The organism is Rhizobium sp. F40D2, from assembly GCF_051810745.2.
Lineage (GTDB): Bacteria > Pseudomonadota > Alphaproteobacteria > Rhizobiales > Rhizobiaceae > Rhizobium.
The window spans coordinates 60,186-84,860 of the sequence record NZ_JBPWQX020000005.1; the positions used below are offsets into that span (position 1 = coordinate 60,186).

Here is a 24,675-nt window from a genome sequence, read left to right on the forward strand (position 1 = left end):
TCTCCTAGGCTGACAGGGGTTGAAGCTTCGGTTGGGTTTCGTTCACGCCGTCCGGCAGGTCCCTCAGTGCGGCGGCGAGTTCACGAGCGCGCACCTCGCCGGTATGGCGTTCAAGCACCGTCGCCCTGGCGGCCGATGCCAGTGCACGGCGGCCCTCGGGTGGGATCGCAGTCAGGGCGTCGACCACATGCTCAGATCCTTTGGCGATGACGATCGCCTGACCGTCGGCGAAGAACTCTTCCAGGCCGCGCCACTCGTCGCTGATGATCGGCGTGCCGCAGGCAGCGGCCTCGAACAGCCGCACGCTCGGCGACCAGCCCGCTGCGATCATGTCGCTTCGCGTGACGTTGAGCGTAAAACGCTGCCGGCTGTAGAAGCTCGGATGATCGGCGGGAGGCAGGTGCTCGATCCGCTCGACATTTGCCGGCCAGTCGATATCCCCGGGATATTGAGGACCGGCAACCACGAAGCTCAGATGCGGCAGTTGCCTGGCAGGCTCGATCAGCAGCCGCTCCAGCGTTGGCTGTCGGTCGGAACTGTAGGTGCCGAGATAGCCGAAATCCCAGCGGAAGGCTTCGTCCGTTGGCCGATATCGGCTCGCATTGACGGAGCAGTAGAGAGCGATCGCCTTGCGCGCGCCGTATCCGCGCTCGAGCCTCGCCAACACGTCACCACCGGAAAACGAGAAGTAGGCGTCGAAGGTCGCAAGCTGTCGGCGCGCCAGATATTCCTCGTCGCCGCGGTCGAGCTTCGCCACTGTCACCGGCGTGTCGATGTCGTAAAAGCATAGGCGCCGCGGCTTCAGGGCGGTGATCCTGTCGATAACTGTGACGCCGGAAGGGACGTAAGACCCGATGATCACGGCGTCCGCCGCCTTGATCCGATCGGCATGGTTTTCGATCATCTCGTCGATGTCGCTGTAGTGGACGAGCTGGCAGAAGTCGGGATCGGGAAGATCTCGGTGCGCTGCATACCAAGGCACGTCGCGCTCCAGGAACAGCACCCGGTGCCCCTCGGCGTGCAAGCCGCCGATGAGGGCGCGGAAGGTCGTTGCATGACCGTTGCCCCAGGACGACGACAAGGAGAGGCCGAGGATGACGATATCGAGCGGATTGGTCATTCGGCGGCCTCCGCTCGGCCGGCACGGACGCGGAAGATGGCATCGGCGGTCTCGGCGCGATTGCTATAGGTATGTTCGGCAAGCACGCGTCTCAGTGCCCGCTGTCCGATCGCCTTGGCCTGCTGCCATGTCAGACCGGTCAAAAGATCGGCGACATCCTGGCCGTCGCGCGCCACCAGGATTTCGTCGCCGGGTTTGAGAAACAAGTCGATACCCTGCCAGTAGTCTGTGATCAGGCAGGCGCCGGCGCCGGCGGCTTCGAAAACGCGGGTTGCCGGCGAAAAGCCGTTTTCGGCCATGCTGGCGCGGGATATATTGAGCACCGCTTTCGGCGTCGCGTTGAAAGCGTTGTGGTCGCGGGTCGGGACATGCCCGATGTGAACGATGTTCGACGACAACGCTTTGTCGCTCCAGCCGGACCCGCCGAGCAGAAACTTTTGCTGCGGCAGGCGGGCAGCCGGTTCGAGGAAAAATTGCTCGACGCGGGCTTCGCGGTCGGGCAGGCGGTTGCCGAGAAAGGCAAGATCTGCGGTGAAACGCGCCTCCTCTTGCACCGGATGATGGGTTTGAGGATCAAGCGCGTTATAGATCGGCACACAGTCGGCTGCCCCGAGGCCGCGATAAGCGTCGACCACAGGATCACCGCCGCCATAGGTGAGGATGAGGTCGATTCCGCTCAAGGATTTGCGAAGCGGGTGCTCGGAACTCTGCCGCAGTTCGGAGAGCGTTGCCGGCGCATCCACATCCCAAAATATTTTCAGAGCCCCATGCCTGGCGTGGCGAAGGACTTCCTGGAGCAGGAGATCGTCCTCGAAGCCGACGCCGCTGGCTTTGACGACGATATCGGCCTCGGCCGCAGCCGCCGTCACCTCCTTCAGCGCCTCGATTGTGCCTTGGTAGACGACGACCTTGCACCATTCTGGCGGGTCGATATCGCGGTTTTTTTGCCGGTCGTAGACGTCGGGCTCGTAGAAGGTGATGTCGTAGCCCTTCTGTGCCAGAGCGCGCAGCAGGCCGCGGTAATATGTGGCGGCGCCGTTCCAGTAAGCGGAAACCAGGCTTGATCCGTAAAAGGCGATCTTCATTCGGCGGCCTCCTTGGTTGGCAGCTGCCCGACGACGCCCGCCGTGCCGCATCGCTCCAGAATGGCGAAGAGTTCATCGACGCGATGCCGGCAGGTGTGCCGCGCCCGGATCGTCTCGAGACCGGAGCTGATCAGCGAGGCCGCGAGAGCATCGTCCGTCAGCACCTCGCGCAGCAGGCGCGTCATCTCGGCTCCATTCTCGGCGACGAGATAATCCCTGCCTGGCCTGAAAAGCGCCTCGGCATCGTGCCAGGGTGCTGAGATCATCGGTATCCCGCAGGCGAGCGCTTCGAAGACACGGATCGTCGGAATGCCGGGGAGGTTTTCGACATAGGGGCGTCGGGGAATATGCACGGTCACTTTGTGGCCTGCGAAAGCGAGCGGTGCCTCCGCATTGGCGATCCAGCCGCCATAGGCGATGCCTGCGTCCTTAAGAGCGTCGAGCGCATGCCTGGGGTAGCGCACACCGCGAACGGTCGCCTTCAGCCCGAGCGCATGCGCGGGGCGGACGAGGAATTCCATCAGTTCGGCGGAGCGCTCGTCATCGCCCCAATTACCGATCCAGATAAGATCGCCTGTCTTTTCGATCCCCGGTCTCGGGTAAAACAGCGCGTCGTCGGCCGCCTCATGCCAGGTAAAGACCGATCTGCCCCAACCGGCCTGCAGATAGCGCTGCCGCAGCGTCTCGCCGAAGGCGAGCACCCCGTCATAGTCTTCAAGCGTCAGTCCGGCGATATCGCCTTTTGCCGACACGGCCCGATGATGTGTGTCGTGGAACAACAGGGTGAAATCGGCGCCGCTACGCCGGGCTTGCCCGATCCGTTCCACCAGCGCCGGCTGCGTCCATTCATGGACGACAACGACGTCGGCCTCGGCGATCGCCGCCTCGTGATCGAAATCCGGTCCGTAAATTTGCGAACGGAGCTGCGGGAACATGTCGTGAAATTTCTCGACCGCGCTCGGCCCTTGATCGCTCAGCAGGTTGCCGCGGCTCCAGGATTCCTGGGGTTCGAGCGCCAGCGCCTCGTGATGGCGGCGGGTCAGCTCCCGCATGATGCCGCGCAGGAAGTGGGCGTTGCCATGGTTCCAGTCCGAAACCAGCGAATGGGTGTAAAACAGGAATTTCATGATCGCTCCGCCGCTGCCGGGGTGAAAGTGTGGTTCATCAGTCGTGCATATGTTTCGAGCATCGACGCCGCCTGGCGTTCCAAACTGAAGGCTCGCGAGCGCTCCAGCGATTTCACCATGAGTTCGGTGCGCAGCTTCTCGTCTTCGCCGATACGCATGCACGCGGCTGCCAAGGCCTTCGGATCATGCGGATCGAAAAACCGCGCGCATCCATCCCATAGCTCGCGATAGGTCGGGATATCGGACAGCACCAGAGCCGCGCCGCATCGCGCCGCCTCCAAGGCGGTCAGGCCGAAAGGCTCGTAAATGGATGGCGATACGACGATTTGCGCGCGCTGCATCAAGGCGATGGTCTTCGGATAGGGCAGTGGTCCGCGATCGTCGGCGTCATTGAGCTGCTGTCGCTGCCCGTTGGGACCCGAGCACGAACCTGCCATGACGACGGGCAGAGGCATCACCGCTGCCGCCCTGTCGAGCACCGCGCCGTTCTTGCCCTCGTCCCACCAGCGCCCGGCCGCGAAGACGAAAATCTTCTTCGGACGCGGGTCGGACCCGACCCGGCTCGCATTGTGGACCACCCTCAGCCGGGAGAGCGGACCATAAGCGGCTTGCAGTGCATCCGCATGGCTCATGCTCGGCGCCAGCACGGCATCGGCGCGGTCGAAGCCCTCGCGGTTCGCATCGCGCTGCCAGGCCCAGTCCGGCGGCACCGGCGTCCGGCGCACCGCTGCAAACCACGTGACGACGCAGGAATGCGACACCACGAGGACGGGCAGCGGCGTTTCGATCCCGGCGGCCTGGGACGGCAGGTTGAGATGCAGCAGATCGACGCCGTAGTCCTTGGCGACCCGTGAGATTTCGGCGGGAGCCGCGGCTATTTCAGCGCGGCTCGCCGCCATCCAGTCGAGAGGAGCATCGAGCCACACCAGCTGTCCCAGCGCTTTCGCCTCACCTGCCTGCGTCACCGACGGTGCGGGTCCAAGGCCCGCGAAGACGATTTCCATTCCCTGCCGTCGAAGCCCGGCACCGAGATCCATCGCATAGCGCCAGACGCCGCCAACCGCATCGAGGGTCATCAATATCCGGTTTCGTCGACGGATCATGCCGAGACCCTTCGATCGCGGCGCAGGATCGGCCGGCCGCCGAAACGGTGTTCGATAAGCCACTCCGCCAGATGCCGCAGCCCGCTTTCCCAGCCGACACGTGCGCTCCAGCCAAGCGTGGCCTGGAGTTTACGGGTGTCCGCGACGAAGAAATACTGGTCGCCGGACCGCCAGTCGTCGAAGGAGGTTTCGACCGGGCGGCCAATGAGCTTGCCGATCTCGCGCAGCACTGCGAGCACGCTGACGGCGTTCGCCGGACCGCCTCCGAGGTTGAAGACGCGGCCCTTGATCCCGTCAATGCCATCGAGGACGCCGCGATAGGCGGCAACCGCGTCCGCGACGTGAAGAATATCGCGAACCTGCTTGCCGTCGCCGTAAATCGAGACCGGCTCGCCGGCGAGCGCCCGGATCAGGAAATGCGCCACCCAACCCTGGTCCTCGGTGCCGAATTGGCGGGGGCCGTAGATGCAGCTCATGCGCAGCACGGCCGTCGGGATGGAGAAGGATTTCGCATAGTCCAGCACATATTGGTCGGCCACGCCTTTCGAGCAGCCATAGGGGGTGCAGAAATCGAGCGGTCTGTCTTCGCCGATGCCGTATGACCGGACGGTCTCGTCGACCGGCAGGTAGCGATCCTCGGCCTCACGCATGGCAAGGTCGTCAAGTCCGCCATAGACTTTGTTGGTGCTGGCAAAGATCACCGGCGCACGGCGGCCGGCCTTGCGCACCGATTCCAGCACGTTGATCGTGCCGCGCGCATTGGCCTCGAAGTCGTCGATCGGATGGATGAGGCTTGTCGTGACCGCGGTCTGGGCGGCGAAATGAAAGACCGCCTTGGCGTCGGCGAAGGCTGCCTCGATGCTTCTGGCGTCGCGCACGTCGGCAAGGACCGGATGTACGTTCGAGCCATGCCTCTCGGTCAGCCAGCCGAGGTTCTGATCGACGCCCGGCCGGCCGAGATTGTCCAGCACGACGACGTCTTCACCGTCCTGAAGGTAGCTGTCGGCAAGGTTGGAGCCGATGAAGCCGCAGCCTCCGGTGATGACGATGGGGGCGGCTCCCTTGGCGACGTTGGGGGTGGCGAGCCGGGCGACCTGCTCGAGCCGTTCGACGCCGCCTTCCATCAGCAGGCGCGCGAGCAGCTTCGGCTGGTTCTCATGGGTGACGGCACCGAGATGGTAGTGCCGGGGGTCGAACCAGAGGCCCTCCTGCACCGGTACATCCGGCGGCACATCCCGCCAGGAATACCAATACATCCGGTCAGCCGGCACGCTCAGAGCCTTCACGAAACGCCGCGCCTGCTCCATCTCGTCATTGCGCCAGGTCGAATAGCCGGTTTCGGTTATCCAGATCTCGGCCTTGTCGTTGAAGCGGTCGATGATTTTTCGCATCTCGCCGAGATGCATGTCCCAGCCGCCCCAGGCGCCTTCCTCGCTGTCCCACGTGCCGGGGAAGCCGTGGAAGCCGACGGCATCGACGACGCCCAGCACGCCGCGCTCGCCCATCAGGTTGAGCCAATAGGGATCAAAGGGGCATGGCCCGCCGAGCACCGGCTTCCAGCCGCGATGTTTGGCCCAATAGGCGGCGGCTCCGACCATCTCGCAAAACAGCTGGAAGTCCTTGTCCTCGCGCCAGTCCCAGTCGAGCAGGTTGTTGGGCTCGTTCCACAATTCGATATGGCTGAAATACCGACCGTATCGGGTGAGTACGTGGTCGACGAAGTCGGCATAGGATTTGAGATCGGCCGGTGCGCCGGACGATCGTCCCGTCCGGGATAAGGACGGCGGCGTGTAGTGAATGCACGGCAGAAGATCGATCTCGCGCCCAAGCTTCGGGATCAGCCAATCAAACCACGCTTCGCCACCCGGAGCGAGATATTCGGCCCATGATAGATGCGTGCGCAAGTAGCTGGCGCCGCCTATTCCCACGTCTGCGATCGTCTGCGACGTCCGCTCATATTCGCCTGGGCGGAACCACTCGACGAAACCATAGGATCTAGAAGACGTGCCGGCCCCGGCGGACAATGCGGATATGGTCATGATACCAGCCCTCTTTCCTCCAACTGCCGTTTCATCTCCGCGCCGCGATCGATCGCTCCGGTCTGTCTCACCCAATCGACGAAAGGTCCGAGCGCGTTTTCCAGCTTGAAGCGCGGCTCGAAGCCAAGCAGCTCGTGCGCCTTCGCGATATCCGCAAAGCAGTTGCGAATATCGCCGGAGCGCGCCTTGTTCATGATCTCGGGCGGTACCTCCGGCACGCCCATCGCATCGGCGAGAAGCGTTGCGACCTCAGCGATCGTATAGGCCTGGCCGCTGCCGATATTGATCACATGTCCCGGAGCGCTGGGTTTTTCGAGCGCCAGGCGGAAGGCGCGCGCAACGTCGCGCACATGCACGAAATCCCGCTGCTGCTCGCCGTCCTCGAAGATCATCGGCGGCTGGCCATTGGCGAGCCTGGAGGCGAAGTTCGCCAAGACGCCGGTATAGGGGTTGGACAAGGCCTGGCCGGCGCCGAATACGTTGAAGAGGCGGAGCGCCACCGCCTCGACGCCATAGGCTTCGCCAAAGATCAAGACCTGCTTTTCCTGCGCATATTTGGTCAGCGCATAGATCGAGGCGAGATCGACCGGCTTTTCCTCATCCGTCGCGACCGGCCTCAGGACTTTGCCGTCAGCGCCGCGCAAGTTCCATTGGCCGGCCTTGATCTGGTCGCCGCGTCGCCTGACCAGACCGAGCTGCACACCGTCGGCGGTTTCATATCGGCCCTCGCCATAGACACTCATCGACGAGGCGACGACGACGCGTTTGGGCAGGCGACCGATCATCGCCTCCAGAAGGACAGCCGTGCCAAGATCATTGCCGCCGACATATCGGGCGATCTCGTACATCGACTGTCCGACGCCGACCTCCGCGGCGAGATGGATGACGCCATCGGCACCCAACAAAGCCCGTTCGACCGCGGTCTTATCCCTGACGTCGCCGCGCATGATTTCGGCAGCCTCGGGCAGCGCGGTTTCAGCATCGCCGTGAACCTGATCGATCAACGCATCGAGGACCCGCACCTCATAGCCGTTGTCGAGAAGCTCCTCGACGACATGTCTTCCGATGAAGCCGCAGCCGCCGGTTACAAGGATCATCACCATCTGATTTCCGTCCGCTCAAGTTGAAGATGACCTGCCGAACCAAGCGCGGCGAAGATTGTTCCGGCTTCAATGTCATCTTCTTTGACATGTTCTTTGACATCATCCGGAACATCTGGCGGCGTCGCTGGTTCGGCGGCCAATCCATGAGCGAAATATTCCTCGAAGATTGAGAAGCGGCCACCGGCGTCTGTAGGCAAGCAGACCGGCCATGCCAAACGAAGGAGCAATTCATGAACATATTGGCAAGAGCGGCCGAGGGAGCAATCCGGGCGGCGATCATCACCGGCCCCGGAGAAGTGTCCGTCGAAGAGAGGCCTCTTCCCCAGCCGAAGCCGGGCCAGGTCAGGATCAGGCTCGAAGGCTCGGGCGTGTGCGCTTCCAATCTTGGCCCTTGGGCGGGTCCGGAATGGATGACCTTTCCGACGGAGCCGGGCGGTCTCGGTCACGAGGGCTGGGGCAGGATCGATGCGCTGGGCGACGGGGTGTCTGGCCTTAACCTCGGAGACCGTGTCGCTGCGCTCTCATATCATGCCTACGCCACCCACGACATCGCGGATGCCGACATGGTCGTGCCGCTGCCGCCGGCGCTCGACGGCCAGCCTTTCCCTGGCGAGCCGCTCGGCTGCGCGATGAACATATTCCGGCGCAGCCGCATCGAGGCGGGTCAGACCGTGGCCATCATCGGGATCGGATTTCTCGGCGCCATGCTGACGCAGCTTGTCAGCGGCGCCGGCGCGCGCGTCATCGCCATCTCGCGCCGCCCGTTTTCCCTCGAAATCGCCAAGCGCATGGGCGCCGCCGAGACCGTGGCGATGGACGACCACTGGCGGATCATCGAAGCTGTGAGAGAGTTGACCAACGGTGCTTTCTGCCACCGCGTCATAGAGGCTGTCGGCAAGCAGTGGCCGCTCGATCTCGCCGGCGAACTAACCGCCGAGCGCGGCCGGCTGGTGGTGGCCGGATACCATCAGGACGGTCCGAGGCATGTCAATATGCAGCTCTGGAACTGGCGTGGTCTCGACGTCATCAATGCTCACGAACGCGATCCCAGGATTTATATCAGTGGCATGCACGAGGCGATCGAAGCGGTCGTCTCCGGCAGGCTCGACCCGTCATCGCTCTATACCCATGACTTTCCGCTCGAAGGCCTGGGCGAAGCGCTCGACGCCACCCGGGACAGGCCAGATGGTTTCCTCAAGGCGATGGTGACGTGCTGATGAACAGGATGGTAGATCGCTCCCTGCGGACGCGGGTCAAGCCCGTCAGGCTCGGCTTCCTCGGTGTCGGTTGGATCGGCAGAAACCGGATGGAGGCAATTCTTCGCACGCGGATGGCCGAAGCCGTTGCCATCGCCGATCCCTGCGAGGAAATGATAACAGAAGCCCTGCGCCTTGCGCCCGATGCGGAAATCGTCGGCGGTCTCGATGCGCTCCTGTCGCTCGACCTCGACGGCGTCGTCATCGCCACACCGAGTGCTCTGCACGCCGAGCAGTCGATCCGGGCGCTGCAGGCCGGTGTTGCCGTATTTTGCCAGAAACCGCTCGGCCGATCCGCGGCGGAGGCGGAAGCGGTCGTGGCCGCCGCCAGATCAGCCGACAGGCTGTTGGGCGTCGATCTCTCCTATCGTTATACGCAAGGCATGCAGCGCATTCGCGATCTGATCAGACATGGCGAGCTTGGCTCCGTATTCGCCGCCGATCTGGTCTTCCACAATGCCTACGGCCCGGACAAATCCTGGTTTTACGACAAGTCGCTGTCGGGTGGCGGATGCGTGATCGACCTCGGCGTCCACCTCGTCGACATGGCGCTCTGGTGCCTCGACTTTCCCCAGGTGGTCGACACCACGAGCACGCTGATGAAAGGCGGCCAGCCGATCAGTGCAGCGGGGGATGTCGAAGATTTCGCTGTTGCCACCCTGACGTTGGCGACTGGCGCGGTCATCCGCCTCGCCTGCTCCTGGCGGCTGCAGGCAGGATGCGATGCGGTCATCGGCGCCGACTTCTTCGGAACATCAGGGGGTGCATCCTTCAGGAATGTCGGCGGGTCGTTCTATGACTTTGCGGCCTATCGCTTCCGCGGCACATCGACCGAAGAAATTGTCCGGCCTCCCGACGATTGGGGCGGCCGGGCGGCAGCGGACTGGGCCGCCCGGCTCGCCGGTGGTCAGGCTTACGATCCGTCCTGCGAACGACTTGTCGAGGTCGCGGAAATCATCGACGACATCTATCGGCACGGATGAAGGGGCGAGGTCGGCCCGGCCGGATGAAATTGTTTGCAGTCATCGGTGAATCGGCTGGAACCACCGAGCCTCTTTCCGGTTTTGACGGTCGCAAATCATCTGCGGGATGAACATGGCCCCTCGACCAGCAGGAAAGACATCAAAGCCGCGGGGAGCCTCGAGTGATATGCTCGCCCGCAGCAAAATTCCTGCCTGGATCGTCAAGGCGCTTTTTTCCAGCGGCATCAAGCGCGTCAGTAAATTGTCCTCCATGACCGACGACGAACTCCTGGCGCTTCCCGGCATAGGTAAGCGGGCCGTGGAACTCATCCGGTCGTCCCTGAACAGCTGTGAAAGCGGCGGGAGCGGGAAGCCAAGCCATCGGGAACCGCCGGTTCACCGGCGAAATGAGCAGCACTGCTAACGCGCGGAACTCTCTGCTTTCAAGGAGGTTTGGATTTCCAACATGGAAGATTCAATGTCGGCGCCGAGATCCGAGCAGAAGCAAAGCACGATATCGAGACGTCTCGACCGCAATATCGAGGCTCTGCTGAAGCGGCGAGAGGAGGAGGCGCGACAAGCGAGCCGGCAGGAGCGGGTGGCCGATGCCATTACCCGTTTCGCGGGATCGATGAAGTTCGTCTACCTGCACCTGCTGGTCGTTACGCTCTGGGTCATCTTCAATATCGGCCTGCTTCCGCTCATGCCGGTCTTCGACCCGTCATTTGTCATTCTGGCGATGGTCGCTTCCGTCGAAGCCATTTTCATCTCGACATTCGTGCTGATCAGCCAAAATCGGATGGCGGAAGCTGACGACAAACGCGCCGATCTCAATTTGCAGATCTGTCTTCTGGCAGAGCATGAGGCGACGGAGTTGCTGACCCTGGTCTCAGCCATTGCCGAGAAGCTCGGCATCGAAATCGAGACGACAGAAGAGCTCGAGGAACTAAAGGAGCAGGTGAGGCCGGAAGAGGTGCTGGACGAAATCGAAGAGAAAATGCACCGGCGGGGGAGCACAAAACCGCCGCCAGCGTAAAAGGGCGCCAAGGCCTGCCTGACCATCGGTGCACTACCGCGTGATGGGCAGAATTCCGGGGGGGCCCAACCGCATCTCTGCGACCGCGGAACAACGGGTCCTTTCGGGAGTTTGGCAGCAACATTGGCTGCAGTCGATTCGACCTTCCAGTGTCAAGACTGGATGTCCGACCGGCGGCTGCCCCGCCGGGCATCAGCAGCAGTTGCGAAGTAACTTTCGGGATAGTTCAAACCATGACGTCAAAACCCAGAAGAACACCGAAAATTGGATTTGACAGCGGGCCAGTGGGCGGATGGGGCTCGGCAAAATCGGTGGGAGAAATTCTTATCCGCGAACATATCCCCCTCTCGGGCCCAGCGCTCTTGGCGCATCAGAACAAGCCGGATGGATATATGTGCGTGAGCTGCGCCTGGGCCAAACCCGCCAAGACCCATCCGCTTGAATTTTGCGAGAACGGCGCCAAGGCGGCGACATGGGAGACGACAAACCAACGAGCAGATCGGACTTTTTTCGCAGCGCATACCCTGACCGAACTTGAAAGCTGGCGCGACCACGACCTGGAGGAACAGGGGCGTCTCACCCACCCGATGCGATGGGACCCGACAGCGGATAAATATGTTCCGGTTTCGTGGGCTGCCGCTTTCGAAGAGATCGGACGCGAATTGCGGGCGATTTCGCCGGAGAAGGTGGACTTCTATACCTCGGGCAGAGCTTCGCTCGAGACTTGCTACATGTATCAGCTCTTCGCTCGCATCTTCGGCAGCAACAATCTGCCCGACTCCTCCAACATGTGTCACGAGAGTTCATCCGTCGCGCTGCCGGAAAGCATCGGCGCTTCCGTCGGCACGGCGGTTCTTTCCGATTTTCAAAATTGCGACTGCATATTCTATATTGGCCAGAATGTCGGAACGTCGTCGCCACGTCTGCTGCATGACCTTCAGGATGCGGTCGACCGTGGTGTGAAGATCGTAACTTTTAATCCGCTCAGAGAACCGGGGCTACTGCGCTTCATCAATCCGCAGGCGCCGAGCCAGATGCTGACTGGTAAGGAAACGCCGATTTCCAGCGAATATTATCAAGTCAGGAACGGTGGAGACGTCGCGGCCATCTTTGGTGTCTGCAAGGCTTTGATAGAGGCCGACGACGCCCTGCATAGCTCCGGTTTCAGCAGAGTCGCTGGATCCGATGCAGTGCCGGGCGATCCGGCCAATGCGGCAGCCGTTGCCTTTGCGGCCTCGATGCGGGCGGTCGATAGAAAGCACGTCCTGGATCATGATTTCATCACCGAACACACCTCCGGCTTCGAGGAGTTCGCCGCCGCCGCGCGGGGCTATCAGTGGCCGGAGTTGGAACGGGTATCGGGGTTGACCCGCGAGCAGATGACGCACGCGGCCCGTACCTATGCCGCTTCCGATGCGGTTCTTATGGTCTATGGGATGGGGCTGACACAGCATGTCATGGGCGTTCAAAATGTTCAGATGGTGGTTAATCTTGCCCTGTTGCGAGGCAATATTGGCAAACCCGGCGCCAATATCTGCGCCGTCAGAGGCCACTCCAATGTCCAGGGGCAGCGCACGGTCGGCATAACCGAAAAGCCGGATCTTGTGCCGCTGGACAAGCTGGCGGAACTTTATCATTTCGATCCGCCGCGCTGGAAGGGTCACACGACCGTCGATGTCTGCAAAGCCATTCTGGGCGGCGAAAGCCGGGCCTTCGTCGGCCTCGGCGGCAATTTCCTACGCGCAGCCCCTGAGACGGAGGCGATGGAAGCTGCATGGCAAAAGCTACGCCTGACCGTGCAGATTGCCACTAAGCTTAACCGAAGCCATGTCATCCATGGCGAGATCGCCTATCTTCTTCCGTGTCTTGGCCGGTTGGAGATCGATAAGCAGGCAAGCGGCCCGCAGGCGGTGTCGATGGAAAGTTCGGTGGCACATTTCCATGGCTCGCGGGGCAGGGCGACGCCTGCCAGCCCAGACCTGCTGTCCGAGCCGGCCATCATCGCCGGCATGGCGAAGGCGACGTTGCCGGAAAGCCCCGTGCCTTGGGATAGCTGGGTTGCGGATTATTCCGAGATTCGCGATGCCATCGAGCGGACATATCCGGAGACCTTCAAGGGATTCAACCGGCGGCTCTTCCAGCCCGGCGGTTTTCCACGGCCGCTGCCAGCCAGGGAGCGCCGCTGGGTGACTCCGAACGGCAAGGCGAATTTCATCACTCCGCAACGCCTGTTTCCGCAGTTCGAAGGCGTTGGCGACGAACGAGTTCTTCACCTTATGACCTTACGGTCAAACGATCAGTTCAACACGACGATTTATGGTTACAGTGACCGCTTCCGGGGCATCGACGGTACGCGCCGCGTAGTTTTTGTGAACGCCGCCGATATTGCCCGGTTGGGTTTTGTCGCCGGAGACTTTGTCGATCTGTCGACGGCCATTGAGCCCGAGACTAGACGCATGATCTCCGGCTTCAGAATTGTCCCCTACGACATTCCGGTCGGATGTTGCGCAGCCTATTACCCTGAAGCCAATCCGCTCTTTCCACTCGACCACCACGACGAGAAGGCCAAAACGCCATCTTACAAGCTGCTGCCAGTCCGCCTCAGTCGATGTGAAACAGCACCACTCGAGTGAATGGCTTATAAACAGGATGATTTTAGGAGATCAGTCGGCCCAAGACCGAATTCTGTTTCACAATACATAGCTGGAGCATGATGTCATCCGAAATCCGGTCATGCGTTCGGGATCATGCTCTAGAGGATCAAGCGATGCCGGAGAAGATTTTGAAGGGGAGCCTTGGCTGGTATTCGAGCATCTTAGTTTTAATCCTTGCCATCATCTTGGCCGCCGCTATCGGTTGGCTGCGGGAGCCGAGGCAGTACCGTGTCGACCCGCCGGTAGCGGCGGCGCTGGACGGTATCCGGTTGATGGCAAACGGGATCAGCGGCGCGCCCCCGGAAATCTATTTTGCGCTCGACAAGCCTTATGAGGCGACTGGCTACGACCTAAGCCAGGGTAAGCGGCTCTACAGCTGGTTCGGTTGTGCGTCCTGTCACGGTGACGGCAGAGGCGGGGCTGGTCCGTCCTTCCTCGACGGATGGTGGCTCTATGGCCCTTCAATGGTGTCGATCGTCGCCTCCATTCGCGACGGACGGCCGCATGGGATGCCGGCCTTCAAAGACAGGATGACGATCGATCAGATCTGGCAGCTCGCCGGCTATGTCAAGACGATCGGAGCCTATTCCGCCAACCCTGTCGCCCCCGGCCGCAACGACGATCGATATACGCGCCCGGCCGAAAACCGAGCGCCCGCCGCCAAATTTTTCGAGGAAGGTCCAATCCCGCTGCATCCTCAGCAGGGGCCATCGCCGTGAAGCTCCGCTGTCTGCCGCTCGCGCTATTGATCATGCTTTCCGGGTGCAGCACTGCGCAGTCGGTACTCCACGCTCATGGTGAAGCGGCCATTGCGCTTAAGAACCTGATCATCTTCATTGCGTGGGTAGCTGCCATCATTTGGCTCGCCGTGGTGGGTTTTTTGACATTCGCGCTGGTGCCCCGCAGGAACCACTCCGCGGGCCCGGATAATCGCTCGGAGCGGACGATGACGATCGCCGTTGCGACGGCCACTGCTGCCACTGCGCTCATCATCGGCATCCTCACCGTGGCAAGTTTCTATACGACCCGCGCCTTGAACAGCGGTGGAAACGCCGATGTGACGGTCGTTGTCCGGGCCCAGCAGTGGTGGTGGCAGTTCATTTATGCCGATCACGATCAAACGCAGATATTCCAGACGGCGAATGAGCTTCACATCCCCGTGGGTAAAACCATCCGCCTTCGACTTCAGGCGGTCGATGTCATTCATTCCTTCTGGGTGCCGAGCCTCGCAGGCAAGTTGGATCTTATCCCGGGGCGAGAAAATACCCTGACTCTGCGGGCCGAAAGGCCAGGTATCTATCGTGGCCAGTGCGCCGAATTCTGCGGTCTTCAGCATGGCCACATGGCCTTCGCCGTCATTGCAGAAGACGATGCGGACTATCAGCGCTGGTTGGCCAGGCAACGCCTCGATGCCGCAACGCCGACCGAAGCCGAGGCGATCGCCGGGCAAGGGGTCTTTCTGGCAAAACAGTGCGCCGCCTGTCACGCGATCCGCGGAACCTCCGCATCGGGATCAACCGGACCCGACCTCACCCATGTCGCGGGGCGGCGCACTATCGCAGCCGGCCTGCTTGAGACCACCCGCGGCTCGTTCGCCGCCTGGATTGCCGATCCCCAGACCCTGAAACCCGGAAACAACATGCCGATGGTACCGCTGACGGCCGATGAGCTGCGGCAGCTTTCCGCCTACATGGAAAGTCTCCGATGAAAAAGGATCAAGCCTCAGCGGTTCCGGCCGATACCGGGCTTGCCGATGCCGAGGTCGAGCGCCAGCTTACGACAATCTGGGGCTCGCGCCCGGGTTTCTGGGGCGCCGTCGCATCCGTCGATCACAAGGTCATCGCCCGACGCTACATCGTGACGGCCTTCATCTTCCTCATCCTCGGCGGATTGCTTGCGCTCGCCATGCGCCTGCAATTGGCGCAGCCGGAAGCCCGCTTCATCAGCCCCGACCGTTACAACCAGATTTTCACCATGCACGGGTCGAACATGATGTTCCTCTTCGCCGTCCCGGTGATGGAAGCCATCGGCGTTTACTTCGTGCCTCTCATGGTCGGCACCCGCAACATCGCGTTCCCGAGGCTGAACGCCTTTTCCTATTGGGTATTCCTTTTCGGGGGAGTCCTGCTCTGGCTGTCCTTCGCGCTCGACACCGCCCCCGATGTCGGCTGGTTTGCCTACGTGCCGCTATCGGGACCCGAATATAGTGCGGGCAAACGCGCCGATATCTGGGCGCAGATGATCACCTTCACCGAACTCTCGGCGCTCGCGGTCGCCGTTGAAATCGTGGTCACCGTCTTTAAGCAACGGGCGCCGGGTATGTCGTTGGACCGGATCCCGGTGCTTGTCTGGGCGATGCTTGTCATGTCGTTCCTCGTCATCATGGCCATGCCGGCGATCATGTTCGCCAGTTCGACGCTGATCCTCGACCGCCTCGTCGGAACGCAGTTCTACAACCCGGCGGAAGGGGGCGATGCGCTGCTGTGGCAGCATCTGTTCTGGTTCTTCGGCCACCCCGAGGTCTACATCATCTTTCTGCCAGCCGTCGGAATGGTGTCGACCATCCTGCCGGCGTTCGTCGGGCGTCCGCTCTTTGGTTATCTCCCGCTGGTGATGGCGATGATCGCCACCGGCGTGCTGTCGTTCGGGCTCTGGGTGCATCATATGTTTACGGTCGGGCTGCCGCGGCTCGGAGAGAGCTTTTTCACTGCGTCCAGCATGGCGATTTCCATCCCGGCCGGTATCCAGATCTTCTGCTGGCTGGCGACGATGTGGGCGGGGCGACCGGTCTTTCGAACGCCGCTGCTGTTCGTGATCGGCTTCATCGCCACATTCGTAATCGGCGGTCTGACCGGAGTCATGGTGGCGTCGGTTCCTTTTGACACCCAAGTGCACGACACCTATTTCGTCGTCGCACATTTTCATTACGTGCTGATCGGCGGCGCTGTCTTTCCCTTGATAGCCGCCATTTACTACTGGTTTCCCAAGATGACCGGCAGGATGATGAGCGAACGGCTGGGCCGTTGGGCGTTCTGGTTGATCTTCATTGGTTTTCACCTGACGTTTTTTCCGATGCATCTTCTCGGCCTGCTGGGCATGCCGCGTCGCGTCTACACTTATCAGCCCGAGCTGCCCTGGGCCGGTCTGAACCTGTTCATCAGTCTGAGTGCGGTCCTGTTGGCACTGGGCTTCCTCGTTTTCTTCGTCGACGTCGTCCGCAGCTGGCGAAACGGCCTGCCCGCCGGCCCCAATCCCTGGAAGGCAACGACCCTGGAATGGGCGACATCTTCGCCGCCGCCCTCCTATAATTTTCGCCGCATTCCCGTCGTGGATGCGCGCGAAGCGCTTTCGCCGAACGATGGCGAGCTGGCGGTTGCAAGCGGGCTGAGAACGGATCGTCGGGAGCTTCTGGTGACGAGTGTGGTCGAAGCGCTGCCGGAAGCGCGCGAGTCGTCGCCACGTGACAGCGTCTGGCCGCTCTGGGCGGCGATCGCCACAGCGGTCATGTTGATCTGGTCGATGTTCTCGCCTTGGGCCGTCGTCTGGGGCTCCATTCCGATTGCTGTCACATTGATCGGATGGTTCTGGCCAAAGGGCAGCCCGGAGGATGAATCATGAAGGATCGGATTGTGCTCGACGTCTCGAAACTGTCCCTGCACGGGATGGGCACTGCGTCTCCGACGTGGTGGGCGACGGGAGCCTTCATGCTCATCGAAGGGTCGGGCTTCGGCCTGGCGATTGCCGTCTACTTCTACCTGATGAGCCTCGCACCGCAGTGGCCGATCGATGCGCCACCGCCAGACTTGCTGGCCGGTACGTGTCTGACAGGCCTGCTTCTTATCAGCGTCATCCCTAATATGATGGTATCGCGTTGGGCAAAGCATAAGAAACTGAGAAGGGTACAGCTCGGCCTCGTGGTGATGTCGCTCTTGGGCATTGCTCCGCTTGCTTTGCGCGTTTTCGAATTTCCGGCTCTTCATATCAGTTGGGATGACAACGCCTATGGCTCGATCGTCTGGACCCTGCTCGGACTGCATACGACGCATATCCTTACCGATCTGATCGACACGCTGGTGCTGACATGTCTGATGTTTTCCCGGCACGGCGACAACGCCCGTCGTTACGGCGACGTCCAGGACAACGCGCTTTATTGGAACTTTGTCGTCATTGCCTGGCTTCCGCTCTACCTCTGCATCTATTGGGTGCCTCGCCAATGAGTGTCGCTATCGCAAGAATTTCAGGATTGACACTGTCCCCGGCCGCCTGGGCCGTAAGCACCCAGCTCGGGCAGATGCTTCCCTCCGCAGATTGCGACACGGGAACCGGATGGATCATATTCGCAACTTTTCTGTCAGCTGCTCTGGCTATGGCAGGCGCGCTGATCTCATGGCGGAGCCATCTCTCCGCTGTCTCACGCAGCGCCAGCTTCATCAGCAATGTGGGTATCTTGTTTGGGGCCGTCTTCGCCTTTGCTCTCATTCTACAGGGGGCGGCGACGCTGCTGCTGAATCCATGCGCGCACTGATCACCTTCATCCTGATGATTCCGGTTCTGCGGTGCTCGATATGGCGTTGCTGCAGATCGATACAATAGACAAGAGAGGCGCCAATGCAGATCTCTTATGCTCGCCTTAGCTACGTCATGGCCGGTGTCGTCCTGATACTGGTCTCGATCGGCGTCGCAGCCAATATCGTCAAAGACCGGGAGAGGCGGCAGAACGTTGCCATCGCCATGACATCAGGCGACCCCACGCGGGCGGCGGAGATATTTCGCCGCTATGGATGTGTGGGATGCCACATTATCCCAGGCGTTCCCGGCGCCGACGGGAAGGTCGGCGGGCCGCTGACCGATCTACGGCAACGCGTCTACATCGGCGGCGTCGTCAACAACACGCCGGAGAACCTCGTGCAATGGATCGTTTTTCCGCAACGGTTTTCGGCGAATTCGGCCATGCCGGCAACCGGGATTTCCGAGGCCGAGGCAAGGGATCTCGCCGCCTATCTCTACGAGCAGTAACTCACGGATGCGGCGTCGGCCGAGGCGGCAGCGATTTGACATAGCGTGCAATCGCATCACGATCGCCTTGCGGGAGCTGTGCAGTGTTGATGACGACATCCGCCATTGACGAGCCAACCCGGCCATGGTCCGGCGTCTCACCGGTGCTAAGCATGAGGGCGATCTGCGCCTCAGACCAGTGGCCTATCCGGCGCGGAGTGATGTTCGGCACAAAGCCGGTGCCCTCGGGGTCCGAGCCTCCGGCAAAGCGTGTCGACGGCTTGATGGCGCCAAGCACGTTCCGGGTCGAATGACAGTCGGCGCAGTGGCCGAGCGTTTCGACCAGATAAGCGCCGCGATCAGCGGCGTTGCCCCCGACCGTCGCCCCCGACTTACCCTCGCGGAAGAACAGCAGCTTCCAAAACGCAAGGAGACGGCGAAATTTGAGCGGCAGAGCCAGATCGTGTGGTGGCGGCCGTCCGGCTACCGGCGGCAACGTCTGCAGGTAGGCGTAAAGGTCTCTCACATCGTCGAGCGACATGCCGGTATAGCTTGGATAGGGGAATGCCGGATAGTAGTGCTCGCCACGGGGAGAAACGCCGGCGATCAATGCATTGGCAAGATCGGCGACCGACCACGCTCCGATTCCGTCCGTTGGATCCGGCGAGATGTTCGGCGGCCTGAATATTCCGAACGGTGAGGCGAGAGCCAGACCGCCACCTAATTTTAATCGGTCGGGCTGGCCCGGGGTCGCGTGGCAGGACGTGCAATCGGCGGCCAGAAAAACCAATTTTCCTTTCGTTGCGTCGCCAGCCGTTAACGCGGCGGTCTTTGAATCGAAGCGCGGATCAGCATCGGTGATGTAGCGAAAGAGAAAAACCAAGACCAAAGCGCAAGCCAGAACCCCGGCTATAAGCCCAATTGGTAGGGGCGACAACAAGCTACGCAAGCGATGCGCTACGCCGCGAAGACAGTCATCGACAGTAGACAAACTGCTCACAATGTTCTTTCCGCCAGCTCACAGTTCACGGCGTGCCCGGCAAATCGGTCGTAGTTTCGGATATCTCCTGTTGCTGTTCGCCAGCGATCATCATCTCGCGAAGCGGCGGGCGGGATATGTTTGCCTCAATCGCCTCATGACCAGGCGTCTCGGGAAGAGCATCGCGAAAGTTCTTGGCGTAGTCTCTCGGCATCTTAGGCGGCATCATCGGCTCGTATTGGTCGACGAAGGCTTGGACGACGACAGGCCCGGCAACTGAGAAAGCTTCAGTCAAAGTCGGTTCGATCTGATCGAACTCCCGGATCGTGAAGCCGCGGCCTCCCATTGCTTCTGCGGCGAGGGCGAAATCGATCGGTGCCAACTCGCAGGCGAATTGCGGATTTCCAAGAAACATCATCTGTTCCCAGGCAATCTGATTGAGCATGCCGTTGCAAATCACCAGCAATTTCAGCGGGAGAGCGAGACGGACGGCCGTCGAGAACTCTCCGAGCTGCATGCCGAACCCGCCATCGCCGACGACCGCGTAAATCGGTCGTTTCGGATCGGCAACGCCAGCGGCGATCGCGTAAGGCAGGCCCGAGGCCATCGAGGCGAGCGCGCCCGAGACGGCGAACCGGTTCCCCGTGCCGAGATCAATATGGCGGGCCGCGAGTTCGGTGTTCTGTCCGGAATCGGCTACGAGGACACCGTCAGGTGCAATGCGATTGCCGAAGGCGCGGACCACCGCCTGCGCCTTCAAGGGCGCACTTCGCTCCGTCTCCATCATTTCCATCTTTCGGCGCCAGCCGGACATTGCTGTTTGCGCCTGTTCCAGAAACGAGCGATCCGTCTTCCTCCTCAGCCTGACATTGAGGAGCCGCAGCGTTTCCCTCGCGTCGCCCACTAGGCCAGCATCGATGGGGAACCGCAGGCCCATCCGCTGGGGGTCACTGTCGACCTGCACGCCACGGGCGGCTTCGGGTCGCGGGTAATATTCGATATAGGGAAAGGAGGAGCCGACGATCAGTACGGAGTCGCATTCCTCCATGACCTCTTGCGACGGTCCAGTGCCAAGAATTCCGATTCCGCCGGTCGTCAGTGGATCGTCATCGGCGAGAGCCGTTTTGCCGAGCAAGGCTTTGGCGACCGGCGCGGCGAGCAGGTCGGCAGTCTCGCGCAATTCCTCCTGGGCGCCGACGGCGCCCCGGCCAGCGAGGATGGCAACCTTGCGGGCGCCATTCAATATCTCGGCGGCATGATCGAGCTCGCTATCGTCGGGCACTTGGCGGCCGCGGAAAAAGCGGTTCGGCACGTGTTTTGGCCGGTTGCGTTTCGAGCGCGATTTCGAGTCCATCTCCTGGATGTCGTTGGCGATGGAGAGATGGGCAACACTGCGGCGCGAAAGCGCAGAACGACAGGCAAGGCTGGCGACATTTTCCATATGCGAGGCATCACTGACATGCGCATTGTAGATAGCGACATTGTCGAAAACGCGGGTCAGGTCGACGTCCTGCTGGGTGAAGGTCTCGATCAGGTCGTGAAACTGCGTTCCGGTGATCGCAAGCACCGGCATCTGGTCGAGCTTGGCATCGTAGAGACCCGTCAGCAGGTGCGTGCCGCCCGGTCCAGACGTCGCAAGGCAAACGCCGAGTTTTCCGGTGAACTTGGCGTAGGCGCTCGCCATGAAGGCGGCCGATTCCTCATGCCGGACCTGGATGAAGCGGATCTGATCCTGGCGCTTGCGCAACGCCTCCATGACCCCATTGATCCCGTCTCCAGGGAGGCCGAAGATGACCTTCACGTCCCACTCGATCAGCGTGTCTATCAATATATCGGCGGCATTGGGCATCGAACTCGTCCTCTGCTTGTCAAAGACCGCAAACCTGTGTCGCAATGAAAGGTTCCGAGCTTGCGTCCTTGAGCCAGCACCCGAATATGCCAGGCAGATCCGCCACGGATGCAGTCACATTCTGTGCGCCAGCCCGTAGACGAGGATCACGGTGTAAAGCAGGAAGGCGATGGCGGCCACGGTCGCGATCAAGATGACCGCAATCCGCCCACCTGAAAGGCTATTTCGCTGTTGTTCAGCGCTGGTACGGGTTGCCTGAATGGGACCGTTTTCGGGCCTGTCCATCAGGGTTTCACTTCCGTCAGAATCTTTGCAGGCTCGTCATTTCTGCCGCTTGCGTTAAACGAGATAATTGAGCCGCAAACGATCAAAAGCTCGACTACGGTGATGGCGCCGATGTAGATGATCAAAGTCCGACCGTCCGATTCCTGGTTCATCTGCCTCTCCCCTGGTTCGCCAAACCAAAGAACAACGGCAATGTTCCCGCCAGATGGCCTTATCGCGTCTTTTTGCTTTCCCTGCAGCCATCGACCACAATCGACGTCGGCCCCTGACGTATGCAGCGCATAACTTCCGTCAGCAATGTCGCCGGTTCGCATGGTTTTTCCAACCACACGCCTTCGGAAAATGATAAGGCATCCGGGTGCATCTTCCGCTGAGCACCGGTGTAAACGATGAATGGGATATTGCGGTCGCGCAAAGATCTGGCAATCGCTCCAGCGACCCCGTCCGTCAATTCGATGTCCATCACCACGAGATCGGGATCGTTCGCTGTCAGCCACTCTTCGGCTGCTCGACAAGACGACACTGTCTCTATCCGATCGAAGCCGGCGCCATGAAGGATGTCTTCCACGTCCATCGCGATGAAAATCTCATCCTCCATCAGAAGGATGGACGTCGTCCCTGCAACGTTCATGGCCAAACTCCTAAAATACAGGGTGATACAATAAACCTTTCCGGCCAAAATGCAGGGATCGTGCGCTATCGCACCGTCATCTCACCTGAGCATCTGTTGCGGCATGTCGGTTATCAAATATCAGTATCATCGCGATCCTTCATCGTTTCGATTTTCTGAGAGGCTTAATCATTCGCTCATATTCCTCCTCAGATTTTCCATAGGTGTCGGAAGCTCCGCTCCAGCGCGAGACGATCTCTGCCTCTTGCCCCGTGTCATGTTGAGGCACGCTATCGCCTGGAACTTTCCCTCGCGAGATCGGTTCGGCACCGTGCCGCGAGAGACCGCGGGGCCGAAATCGAACGGAGGTTTCCATGACGACGGCAACTACGACGACCGATCATTCGGCAATTCGCAAATGGGTGGAAGCGCGCAAGGGACAACCCTCCCGTGTCAAAGGCGCCAAGCAAGGTGGCATACTGCGGATTGACTTCGGAGAGCCGGAAGAGAACCTGGAAAAGATCTCCTGGGACGAATTCTTCGCCATTTTCGATGAAAACGAGCTGGCCTTTCTTTATCAGGACAAGACCGAGGATGGGACAAGCCGGTTCAACAAATTCGTCAGTCGAAAATGATTGGCTGACATCGTCGAATAGGCCGTGCTGCCATCTCTATGTTCGCCAGGAGCTAAGGCGCGCCGGTGACGCGCCAGATCGTATCACCGACGTCGTCGGCGATTAACAGCGCCCCGGCCTTGTCGACGGCAAGTCCGACCGGCCGGCCGTGTGTTTCGTCCTCGCCTCGCAGGAAGCCGGTGACGACATCCTCCGGTTTGCCGCTCGGACGCCCGTCCTTGAAGGGCACATAGACTACCTTGTAGCCGTTGAATTGATAACGGTTCCAGCTTCCATGTTCGCCGATGAACGCTCCGCCTTGATATTGCGCCGGCAGATTTTGGGCGGTGTAAAACACCATGCCGAGAGGCGCGACATGGGAGCTCAGCGCGTAGTCGGGAATGATCGCCTTGGCGACAAGGTCAGGCCGTTGCGGCTCGACCCGCGGGTCGACATTCTGGCCGAAATAGCTGTAGGGCCATCCGTAAAAGCCGCCATCCTTGACCGAGGTCATGTAGTCCGGAACCAGATTGGGGCCGAGTTCATCACGTTCGTTGACCACGGTCCAAAGAGCATGGGTCTGTGGTTCCCAGCTCAATCCGTTGGGATTGCGCAAGCCGTCCGCATAAATGCGGTGGCGTCCCGTCTGTCTGTCGACCTCCCAGATCGACGCACGATCCTTCTCCGCCTCCAAGCCATTCTCTGTGATATTGCTGTTCGAGCCGACGCCAACATAGAGCAACCTGCCGTCCTCACTGGCAACGAGGCTCTTCGTCCAGTGGTGGTCGATCGGTCCACCCGGAAGTTCCGTCAGTACCATGCCCGGCGCACTGATCTTGGTTTCACCCGGTTGATAGGGATAACGGATGATCGCGTCGGTCGCCGCAACGAAAAGATCGTTGTCGACAAGCGCCACGCCGAATGGCGAGTTGAGATGATCGAGAAAAGTCTCCTTGACCTCGGCCACGCCATCACCGTCGGCATCGCGAAGCAAAGTGATGCGGTTGCTCCCTTCGGTGCTCGCTTTGCCGCCTGACGTTGCCATTGCCTCGATCCACCCCATGACAAGGTCCTTCGGGCGCTTGATGGCCGCCTCCGGCGGCGCGACCGATCTGATTGCGAGAATGTCGCCATTCGGCAGCAGGTAGACGGCGCGAGGATGTTTCAGTCCTGTGGCGAAAGCCTTGATCTGAAGACCCTTCGGAACCACTGGCGTCTCGCTTTCCTTCCACCCGACGACCGAGGCGATATGCATCGGCGGGAGGAGATATTGCGATTGTGCGGGCAGTTTCGGATTGGCACCGATTTCGCTGCTGGGATCGGCTTCATTCTCGCTGCAGGCTGTCAGGCCGAGGCTGCAACCGCAAAGCAGCGAGAAGGCCAGGACACGGAGATTGCGGGAGAGAAAAGATCGGCTCATCATGCAGCGTCCTCAAAAAACTGCCGCTGTACCATCCGCCCAAGAACCGCATTGATGACAATGACGACCACCGTCACCGCCGACAGCGTCAAGCCGGTCGGAACCACGGATGTCCATGCGTCGCGGCTGTGAACGAAGGCGTTGAAGAGCGCGAGCACAAAGACCGCGAGATTGCCGAGCGCGTAGAGCAATCCGATGCCTGCTCTTAACGGCAGCCGCCCAGTCGCGAAATCGGCAATGCCTCCGATTGCGGCGATTCCGCCAAGCAGCAGGCCAGCGGCCAGCAGCCATGACGAAAAATTCGTCCACATCATCTCCGCGGTCCGCCAATAGGCGATATCCGTGGCCAACGCTCCGACAAAACACGCCGCTGAAAAATGAAGTGGGACAGCGCGAAACGGGTGAGAATAGATGAGTACGCGCGAAGAAGGGGTTGGA

The 24,675-nt window shown here is 60.9% G+C and carries 25 protein-coding genes; 10 read left to right on the plus strand and 15 right to left on the minus strand.

What is annotated here, in order from left to right:
• Positions 1 to 4 precede the first annotated feature (4 nt).
• The 7 genes from ACS4RS_RS33155 to ACS4RS_RS33185 are packed head-to-tail and all read right to left on the minus strand — an operon-like array spanning position 5 to position 7,774.
• Positions 5 to 1,120, minus strand: a complete 1,116-nt coding sequence (locus tag ACS4RS_RS33155) for a CgeB family protein (protein WP_449314155.1) — start codon at positions 1,118 to 1,120, stop codon at positions 5 to 7.
• On the minus strand, positions 1,117 to 2,205 hold the full coding sequence (locus tag ACS4RS_RS33160) for a CgeB family protein (protein ID WP_439013758.1): 1,089 nt from the start codon (positions 2,203 to 2,205) through the stop codon (positions 1,117 to 1,119). The genes ACS4RS_RS33155 and ACS4RS_RS33160 overlap by 4 nt, the downstream gene beginning before the upstream one ends.
• Positions 2,202 to 3,332 carry a CgeB family protein gene (locus tag ACS4RS_RS33165; protein WP_439013757.1) on the minus strand — a complete coding sequence of 377 codons (1,131 nt, stop codon included), beginning with the start codon at positions 3,330 to 3,332 and terminating at the stop codon, positions 2,202 to 2,204. The genes ACS4RS_RS33160 and ACS4RS_RS33165 overlap by 4 nt, the downstream gene beginning before the upstream one ends.
• Positions 3,329 to 4,408, minus strand: a complete 1,080-nt coding sequence (locus ACS4RS_RS33170) for a glycosyltransferase (protein ID WP_449314159.1) — start codon at positions 4,406 to 4,408, stop codon at positions 3,329 to 3,331. Before ACS4RS_RS33170 ends, ACS4RS_RS33165 begins: the two co-directional genes overlap by 4 nt.
• 23 nt (positions 4,409 to 4,431) lie before the next feature.
• Positions 4,432 to 6,474 carry an NAD-dependent epimerase/dehydratase family protein gene (locus tag ACS4RS_RS33175; protein WP_439013756.1) on the minus strand — a complete coding sequence of 681 codons (2,043 nt, stop codon included), beginning with the start codon at positions 6,472 to 6,474 and terminating at the stop codon, positions 4,432 to 4,434.
• Complete coding sequence (locus ACS4RS_RS33180) at positions 6,471 to 7,577, minus strand: NAD-dependent epimerase/dehydratase family protein (protein WP_439013755.1); 1,107 nt, start codon at positions 7,575 to 7,577, stop codon at positions 6,471 to 6,473. Before ACS4RS_RS33180 ends, ACS4RS_RS33175 begins: the two co-directional genes overlap by 4 nt.
• Positions 7,571 to 7,774: a hypothetical protein gene (locus ACS4RS_RS33185; protein WP_449314156.1), complete on the minus strand. Its 204-nt coding sequence runs from the start codon at positions 7,772 to 7,774 to the stop codon at positions 7,571 to 7,573. The genes ACS4RS_RS33180 and ACS4RS_RS33185 overlap by 7 nt, the downstream gene beginning before the upstream one ends.
• A gap of 33 nt (positions 7,775 to 7,807) precedes the next feature.
• Here ACS4RS_RS33185 and ACS4RS_RS33190 point away from each other — a divergent pair, with 33 nt between their 5' ends.
• Together ACS4RS_RS33190 and ACS4RS_RS33195 are read left to right on the plus strand one after the other, a co-directional pair.
• Complete coding sequence (locus ACS4RS_RS33190) at positions 7,808 to 8,794, plus strand: zinc-binding dehydrogenase (protein WP_439013754.1); 987 nt, start codon at positions 7,808 to 7,810, stop codon at positions 8,792 to 8,794.
• Positions 8,794 to 9,816 (plus strand): Gfo/Idh/MocA family protein, encoded by a 1,023-nt coding sequence (locus tag ACS4RS_RS33195; protein WP_439013753.1) that lies wholly within the window; start codon positions 8,794 to 8,796, stop codon positions 9,814 to 9,816. The genes ACS4RS_RS33190 and ACS4RS_RS33195 overlap by 1 nt, the downstream gene beginning before the upstream one ends.
• Before the next feature lie 39 nt (positions 9,817 to 9,855).
• On the opposite strand, the gene ACS4RS_RS33200 is transcribed toward ACS4RS_RS33195, so the two are convergent.
• Positions 9,856 to 10,068 carry a hypothetical protein gene (locus ACS4RS_RS33200; protein WP_162115623.1) on the minus strand — a complete coding sequence of 71 codons (213 nt, stop codon included), beginning with the start codon at positions 10,066 to 10,068 and terminating at the stop codon, positions 9,856 to 9,858.
• Positions 10,069 to 10,273: 205 nt separating this feature from the next.
• Between ACS4RS_RS33200 and ACS4RS_RS33205 the strand changes: the two genes are divergently transcribed.
• The 7 genes from ACS4RS_RS33205 to ACS4RS_RS33235 all read left to right on the plus strand — a co-directional run bounded on the left by ACS4RS_RS33205 (position 10,274) and on the right by ACS4RS_RS33235 (position 18,501).
• A complete protein-coding gene (locus ACS4RS_RS33205; protein WP_162115709.1) occupies positions 10,274 to 10,831 on the plus strand; it encodes a DUF1003 domain-containing protein in 558 nt (185 codons plus the stop codon).
• A 233-nt stretch (positions 10,832 to 11,064) separates the two neighbouring features.
• On the plus strand, positions 11,065 to 13,464 hold the full coding sequence (locus tag ACS4RS_RS33210) for an FdhF/YdeP family oxidoreductase (RefSeq protein WP_162115901.1): 2,400 nt from the start codon (positions 11,065 to 11,067) through the stop codon (positions 13,462 to 13,464).
• A gap of 134 nt (positions 13,465 to 13,598) precedes the next feature.
• Positions 13,599 to 14,204, plus strand: coding sequence for a c-type cytochrome (locus ACS4RS_RS33215; protein ID WP_439013752.1), 606 nt, complete (start codon positions 13,599 to 13,601; stop codon positions 14,202 to 14,204).
• Positions 14,201 to 15,193 carry a cytochrome c oxidase subunit II gene (coxB, locus tag ACS4RS_RS33220; RefSeq protein WP_162115707.1) on the plus strand — a complete coding sequence of 331 codons (993 nt, stop codon included), beginning with the start codon at positions 14,201 to 14,203 and terminating at the stop codon, positions 15,191 to 15,193. Before ACS4RS_RS33215 ends, coxB begins: the two co-directional genes overlap by 4 nt.
• Entirely contained in the window at positions 15,190 to 17,103 is a 1,914-nt protein-coding gene (ctaD, locus tag ACS4RS_RS33225; protein ID WP_170258596.1) for a cytochrome c oxidase subunit I, read from the plus strand. The genes coxB and ctaD overlap by 4 nt, the downstream gene beginning before the upstream one ends.
• On the plus strand, positions 17,100 to 17,702 hold the full coding sequence (locus ACS4RS_RS33230) for a cytochrome c oxidase subunit 3 (protein WP_162115705.1): 603 nt from the start codon (positions 17,100 to 17,102) through the stop codon (positions 17,700 to 17,702). Before ctaD ends, ACS4RS_RS33230 begins: the two co-directional genes overlap by 4 nt.
• A 391-nt stretch (positions 17,703 to 18,093) precedes the next feature.
• Entirely contained in the window at positions 18,094 to 18,501 is a 408-nt protein-coding gene (locus tag ACS4RS_RS33235) for a c-type cytochrome (protein ID WP_017967250.1), read from the plus strand.
• Between the two features lies 1 nt (position 18,502).
• On the opposite strand, the gene ACS4RS_RS33240 is transcribed toward ACS4RS_RS33235, so the two are convergent.
• The 5 genes from ACS4RS_RS33240 to ACS4RS_RS33260 all read right to left on the minus strand — a co-directional run bounded on the left by ACS4RS_RS33240 (position 18,503) and on the right by ACS4RS_RS33260 (position 22,224).
• Positions 18,503 to 19,342, minus strand: a complete 840-nt coding sequence (locus tag ACS4RS_RS33240) for a c-type cytochrome (protein WP_439013807.1) — start codon at positions 19,340 to 19,342, stop codon at positions 18,503 to 18,505.
• Between the two features lie 163 nt (positions 19,343 to 19,505).
• Positions 19,506 to 21,308, minus strand: a complete 1,803-nt coding sequence (locus ACS4RS_RS33245; RefSeq protein WP_439013751.1) for a thiamine pyrophosphate-binding protein — start codon at positions 21,306 to 21,308, stop codon at positions 19,506 to 19,508.
• 114 nt (positions 21,309 to 21,422) lie between these two features.
• Positions 21,423 to 21,593 carry a hypothetical protein gene (locus ACS4RS_RS33250; RefSeq protein ID WP_439013750.1) on the minus strand — a complete coding sequence of 57 codons (171 nt, stop codon included), beginning with the start codon at positions 21,591 to 21,593 and terminating at the stop codon, positions 21,423 to 21,425.
• Positions 21,593 to 21,745, minus strand: coding sequence for a hypothetical protein (locus ACS4RS_RS33255; RefSeq protein WP_439013749.1), 153 nt, complete (start codon positions 21,743 to 21,745; stop codon positions 21,593 to 21,595). The genes ACS4RS_RS33250 and ACS4RS_RS33255 overlap by 1 nt, the downstream gene beginning before the upstream one ends.
• Before the next feature lie 59 nt (positions 21,746 to 21,804).
• Positions 21,805 to 22,224 (minus strand): response regulator, encoded by a 420-nt coding sequence (locus ACS4RS_RS33260; RefSeq protein ID WP_017967255.1) that lies wholly within the window; start codon positions 22,222 to 22,224, stop codon positions 21,805 to 21,807.
• A 353-nt stretch (positions 22,225 to 22,577) separates the two neighbouring features.
• On the opposite strand from ACS4RS_RS33260, the gene ACS4RS_RS33265 reads away from it, so the two are divergent.
• Entirely contained in the window at positions 22,578 to 22,838 is a 261-nt protein-coding gene (locus ACS4RS_RS33265) for a hypothetical protein (RefSeq protein WP_017967256.1), read from the plus strand.
• Positions 22,839 to 22,890: 52 nt separating this feature from the next.
• On the opposite strand, the gene ACS4RS_RS33270 is transcribed toward ACS4RS_RS33265, so the two are convergent.
• Together ACS4RS_RS33270 and ACS4RS_RS33275 are read right to left on the minus strand one after the other, a co-directional pair.
• On the minus strand, positions 22,891 to 24,237 hold the full coding sequence (locus tag ACS4RS_RS33270) for a PQQ-dependent sugar dehydrogenase (protein WP_449314160.1): 1,347 nt from the start codon (positions 24,235 to 24,237) through the stop codon (positions 22,891 to 22,893).
• The gene (locus tag ACS4RS_RS33275) at positions 24,237 to 24,587 is read right to left on the minus strand and encodes a DUF2231 domain-containing protein (protein WP_246726230.1); all 351 of its coding nucleotides are present in this window, start codon (positions 24,585 to 24,587) and stop codon (positions 24,237 to 24,239) included. Before ACS4RS_RS33275 ends, ACS4RS_RS33270 begins: the two co-directional genes overlap by 1 nt.
• Between the last annotated feature and the right edge of the window lie 88 nt (positions 24,588 to 24,675).

Coding starts and splice junctions, on each gene's coding strand:
- ACS4RS_RS33155 (WP_449314155.1), bottom strand. CDS start 1,120: ATGACCAATCCGCTCGATATCGTCATCCTCGGCCTCTCCTTGTCGTCG.
- ACS4RS_RS33160 (WP_439013758.1), bottom strand. CDS start 2,205: ATGAAGATCGCCTTTTACGGATCAAGCCTGGTTTCCGCTTACTGGAAC.
- ACS4RS_RS33165 (WP_439013757.1), bottom strand. CDS start 3,332: ATGAAATTCCTGTTTTACACCCATTCGCTGGTTTCGGACTGGAACCAT.
- ACS4RS_RS33170 (WP_449314159.1), bottom strand. CDS start 4,408: ATGACCCTCGATGCGGTTGGCGGCGTCTGGCGCTATGCGATGGATCTC.
- ACS4RS_RS33175 (WP_439013756.1), bottom strand. CDS start 6,474: ATGACCATATCCGCATTGTCCGCCGGGGCCGGCACGTCTTCTAGATCC.
- ACS4RS_RS33180 (WP_439013755.1), bottom strand. CDS start 7,577: ATGGTGATGATCCTTGTAACCGGCGGCTGCGGCTTCATCGGAAGACAT.
- ACS4RS_RS33190 (WP_439013754.1), top strand. CDS start 7,808: ATGAACATATTGGCAAGAGCGGCCGAGGGAGCAATCCGGGCGGCGATC.
- ACS4RS_RS33195 (WP_439013753.1), top strand. CDS start 8,794: ATGAACAGGATGGTAGATCGCTCCCTGCGGACGCGGGTCAAGCCCGTC.
- ACS4RS_RS33200 (WP_162115623.1), bottom strand. CDS start 10,068: ATGGAGGACAATTTACTGACGCGCTTGATGCCGCTGGAAAAAAGCGCC.
- ACS4RS_RS33205 (WP_162115709.1), top strand. CDS start 10,274: ATGTCGGCGCCGAGATCCGAGCAGAAGCAAAGCACGATATCGAGACGT.
- ACS4RS_RS33210 (WP_162115901.1), top strand. CDS start 11,065: ATGACGTCAAAACCCAGAAGAACACCGAAAATTGGATTTGACAGCGGG.
- ACS4RS_RS33215 (WP_439013752.1), top strand. CDS start 13,599: ATGCCGGAGAAGATTTTGAAGGGGAGCCTTGGCTGGTATTCGAGCATC.
- ctaD (WP_170258596.1), top strand. CDS start 15,190: ATGAAAAAGGATCAAGCCTCAGCGGTTCCGGCCGATACCGGGCTTGCC.
- ACS4RS_RS33230 (WP_162115705.1), top strand. CDS start 17,100: ATGAAGGATCGGATTGTGCTCGACGTCTCGAAACTGTCCCTGCACGGG.
- ACS4RS_RS33235 (WP_017967250.1), top strand. CDS start 18,094: ATGCAGATCTCTTATGCTCGCCTTAGCTACGTCATGGCCGGTGTCGTC.
- ACS4RS_RS33245 (WP_439013751.1), bottom strand. CDS start 21,308: ATGCCCAATGCCGCCGATATATTGATAGACACGCTGATCGAGTGGGAC.
- ACS4RS_RS33250 (WP_439013750.1), bottom strand. CDS start 21,593: ATGGACAGGCCCGAAAACGGTCCCATTCAGGCAACCCGTACCAGCGCT.
- ACS4RS_RS33255 (WP_439013749.1), bottom strand. CDS start 21,745: ATGAACCAGGAATCGGACGGTCGGACTTTGATCATCTACATCGGCGCC.
- ACS4RS_RS33260 (WP_017967255.1), bottom strand. CDS start 22,224: ATGAACGTTGCAGGGACGACGTCCATCCTTCTGATGGAGGATGAGATT.
- ACS4RS_RS33265 (WP_017967256.1), top strand. CDS start 22,578: ATGACGACGGCAACTACGACGACCGATCATTCGGCAATTCGCAAATGG.
- ACS4RS_RS33270 (WP_449314160.1), bottom strand. CDS start 24,237: ATGAGCCGATCTTTTCTCTCCCGCAATCTCCGTGTCCTGGCCTTCTCG.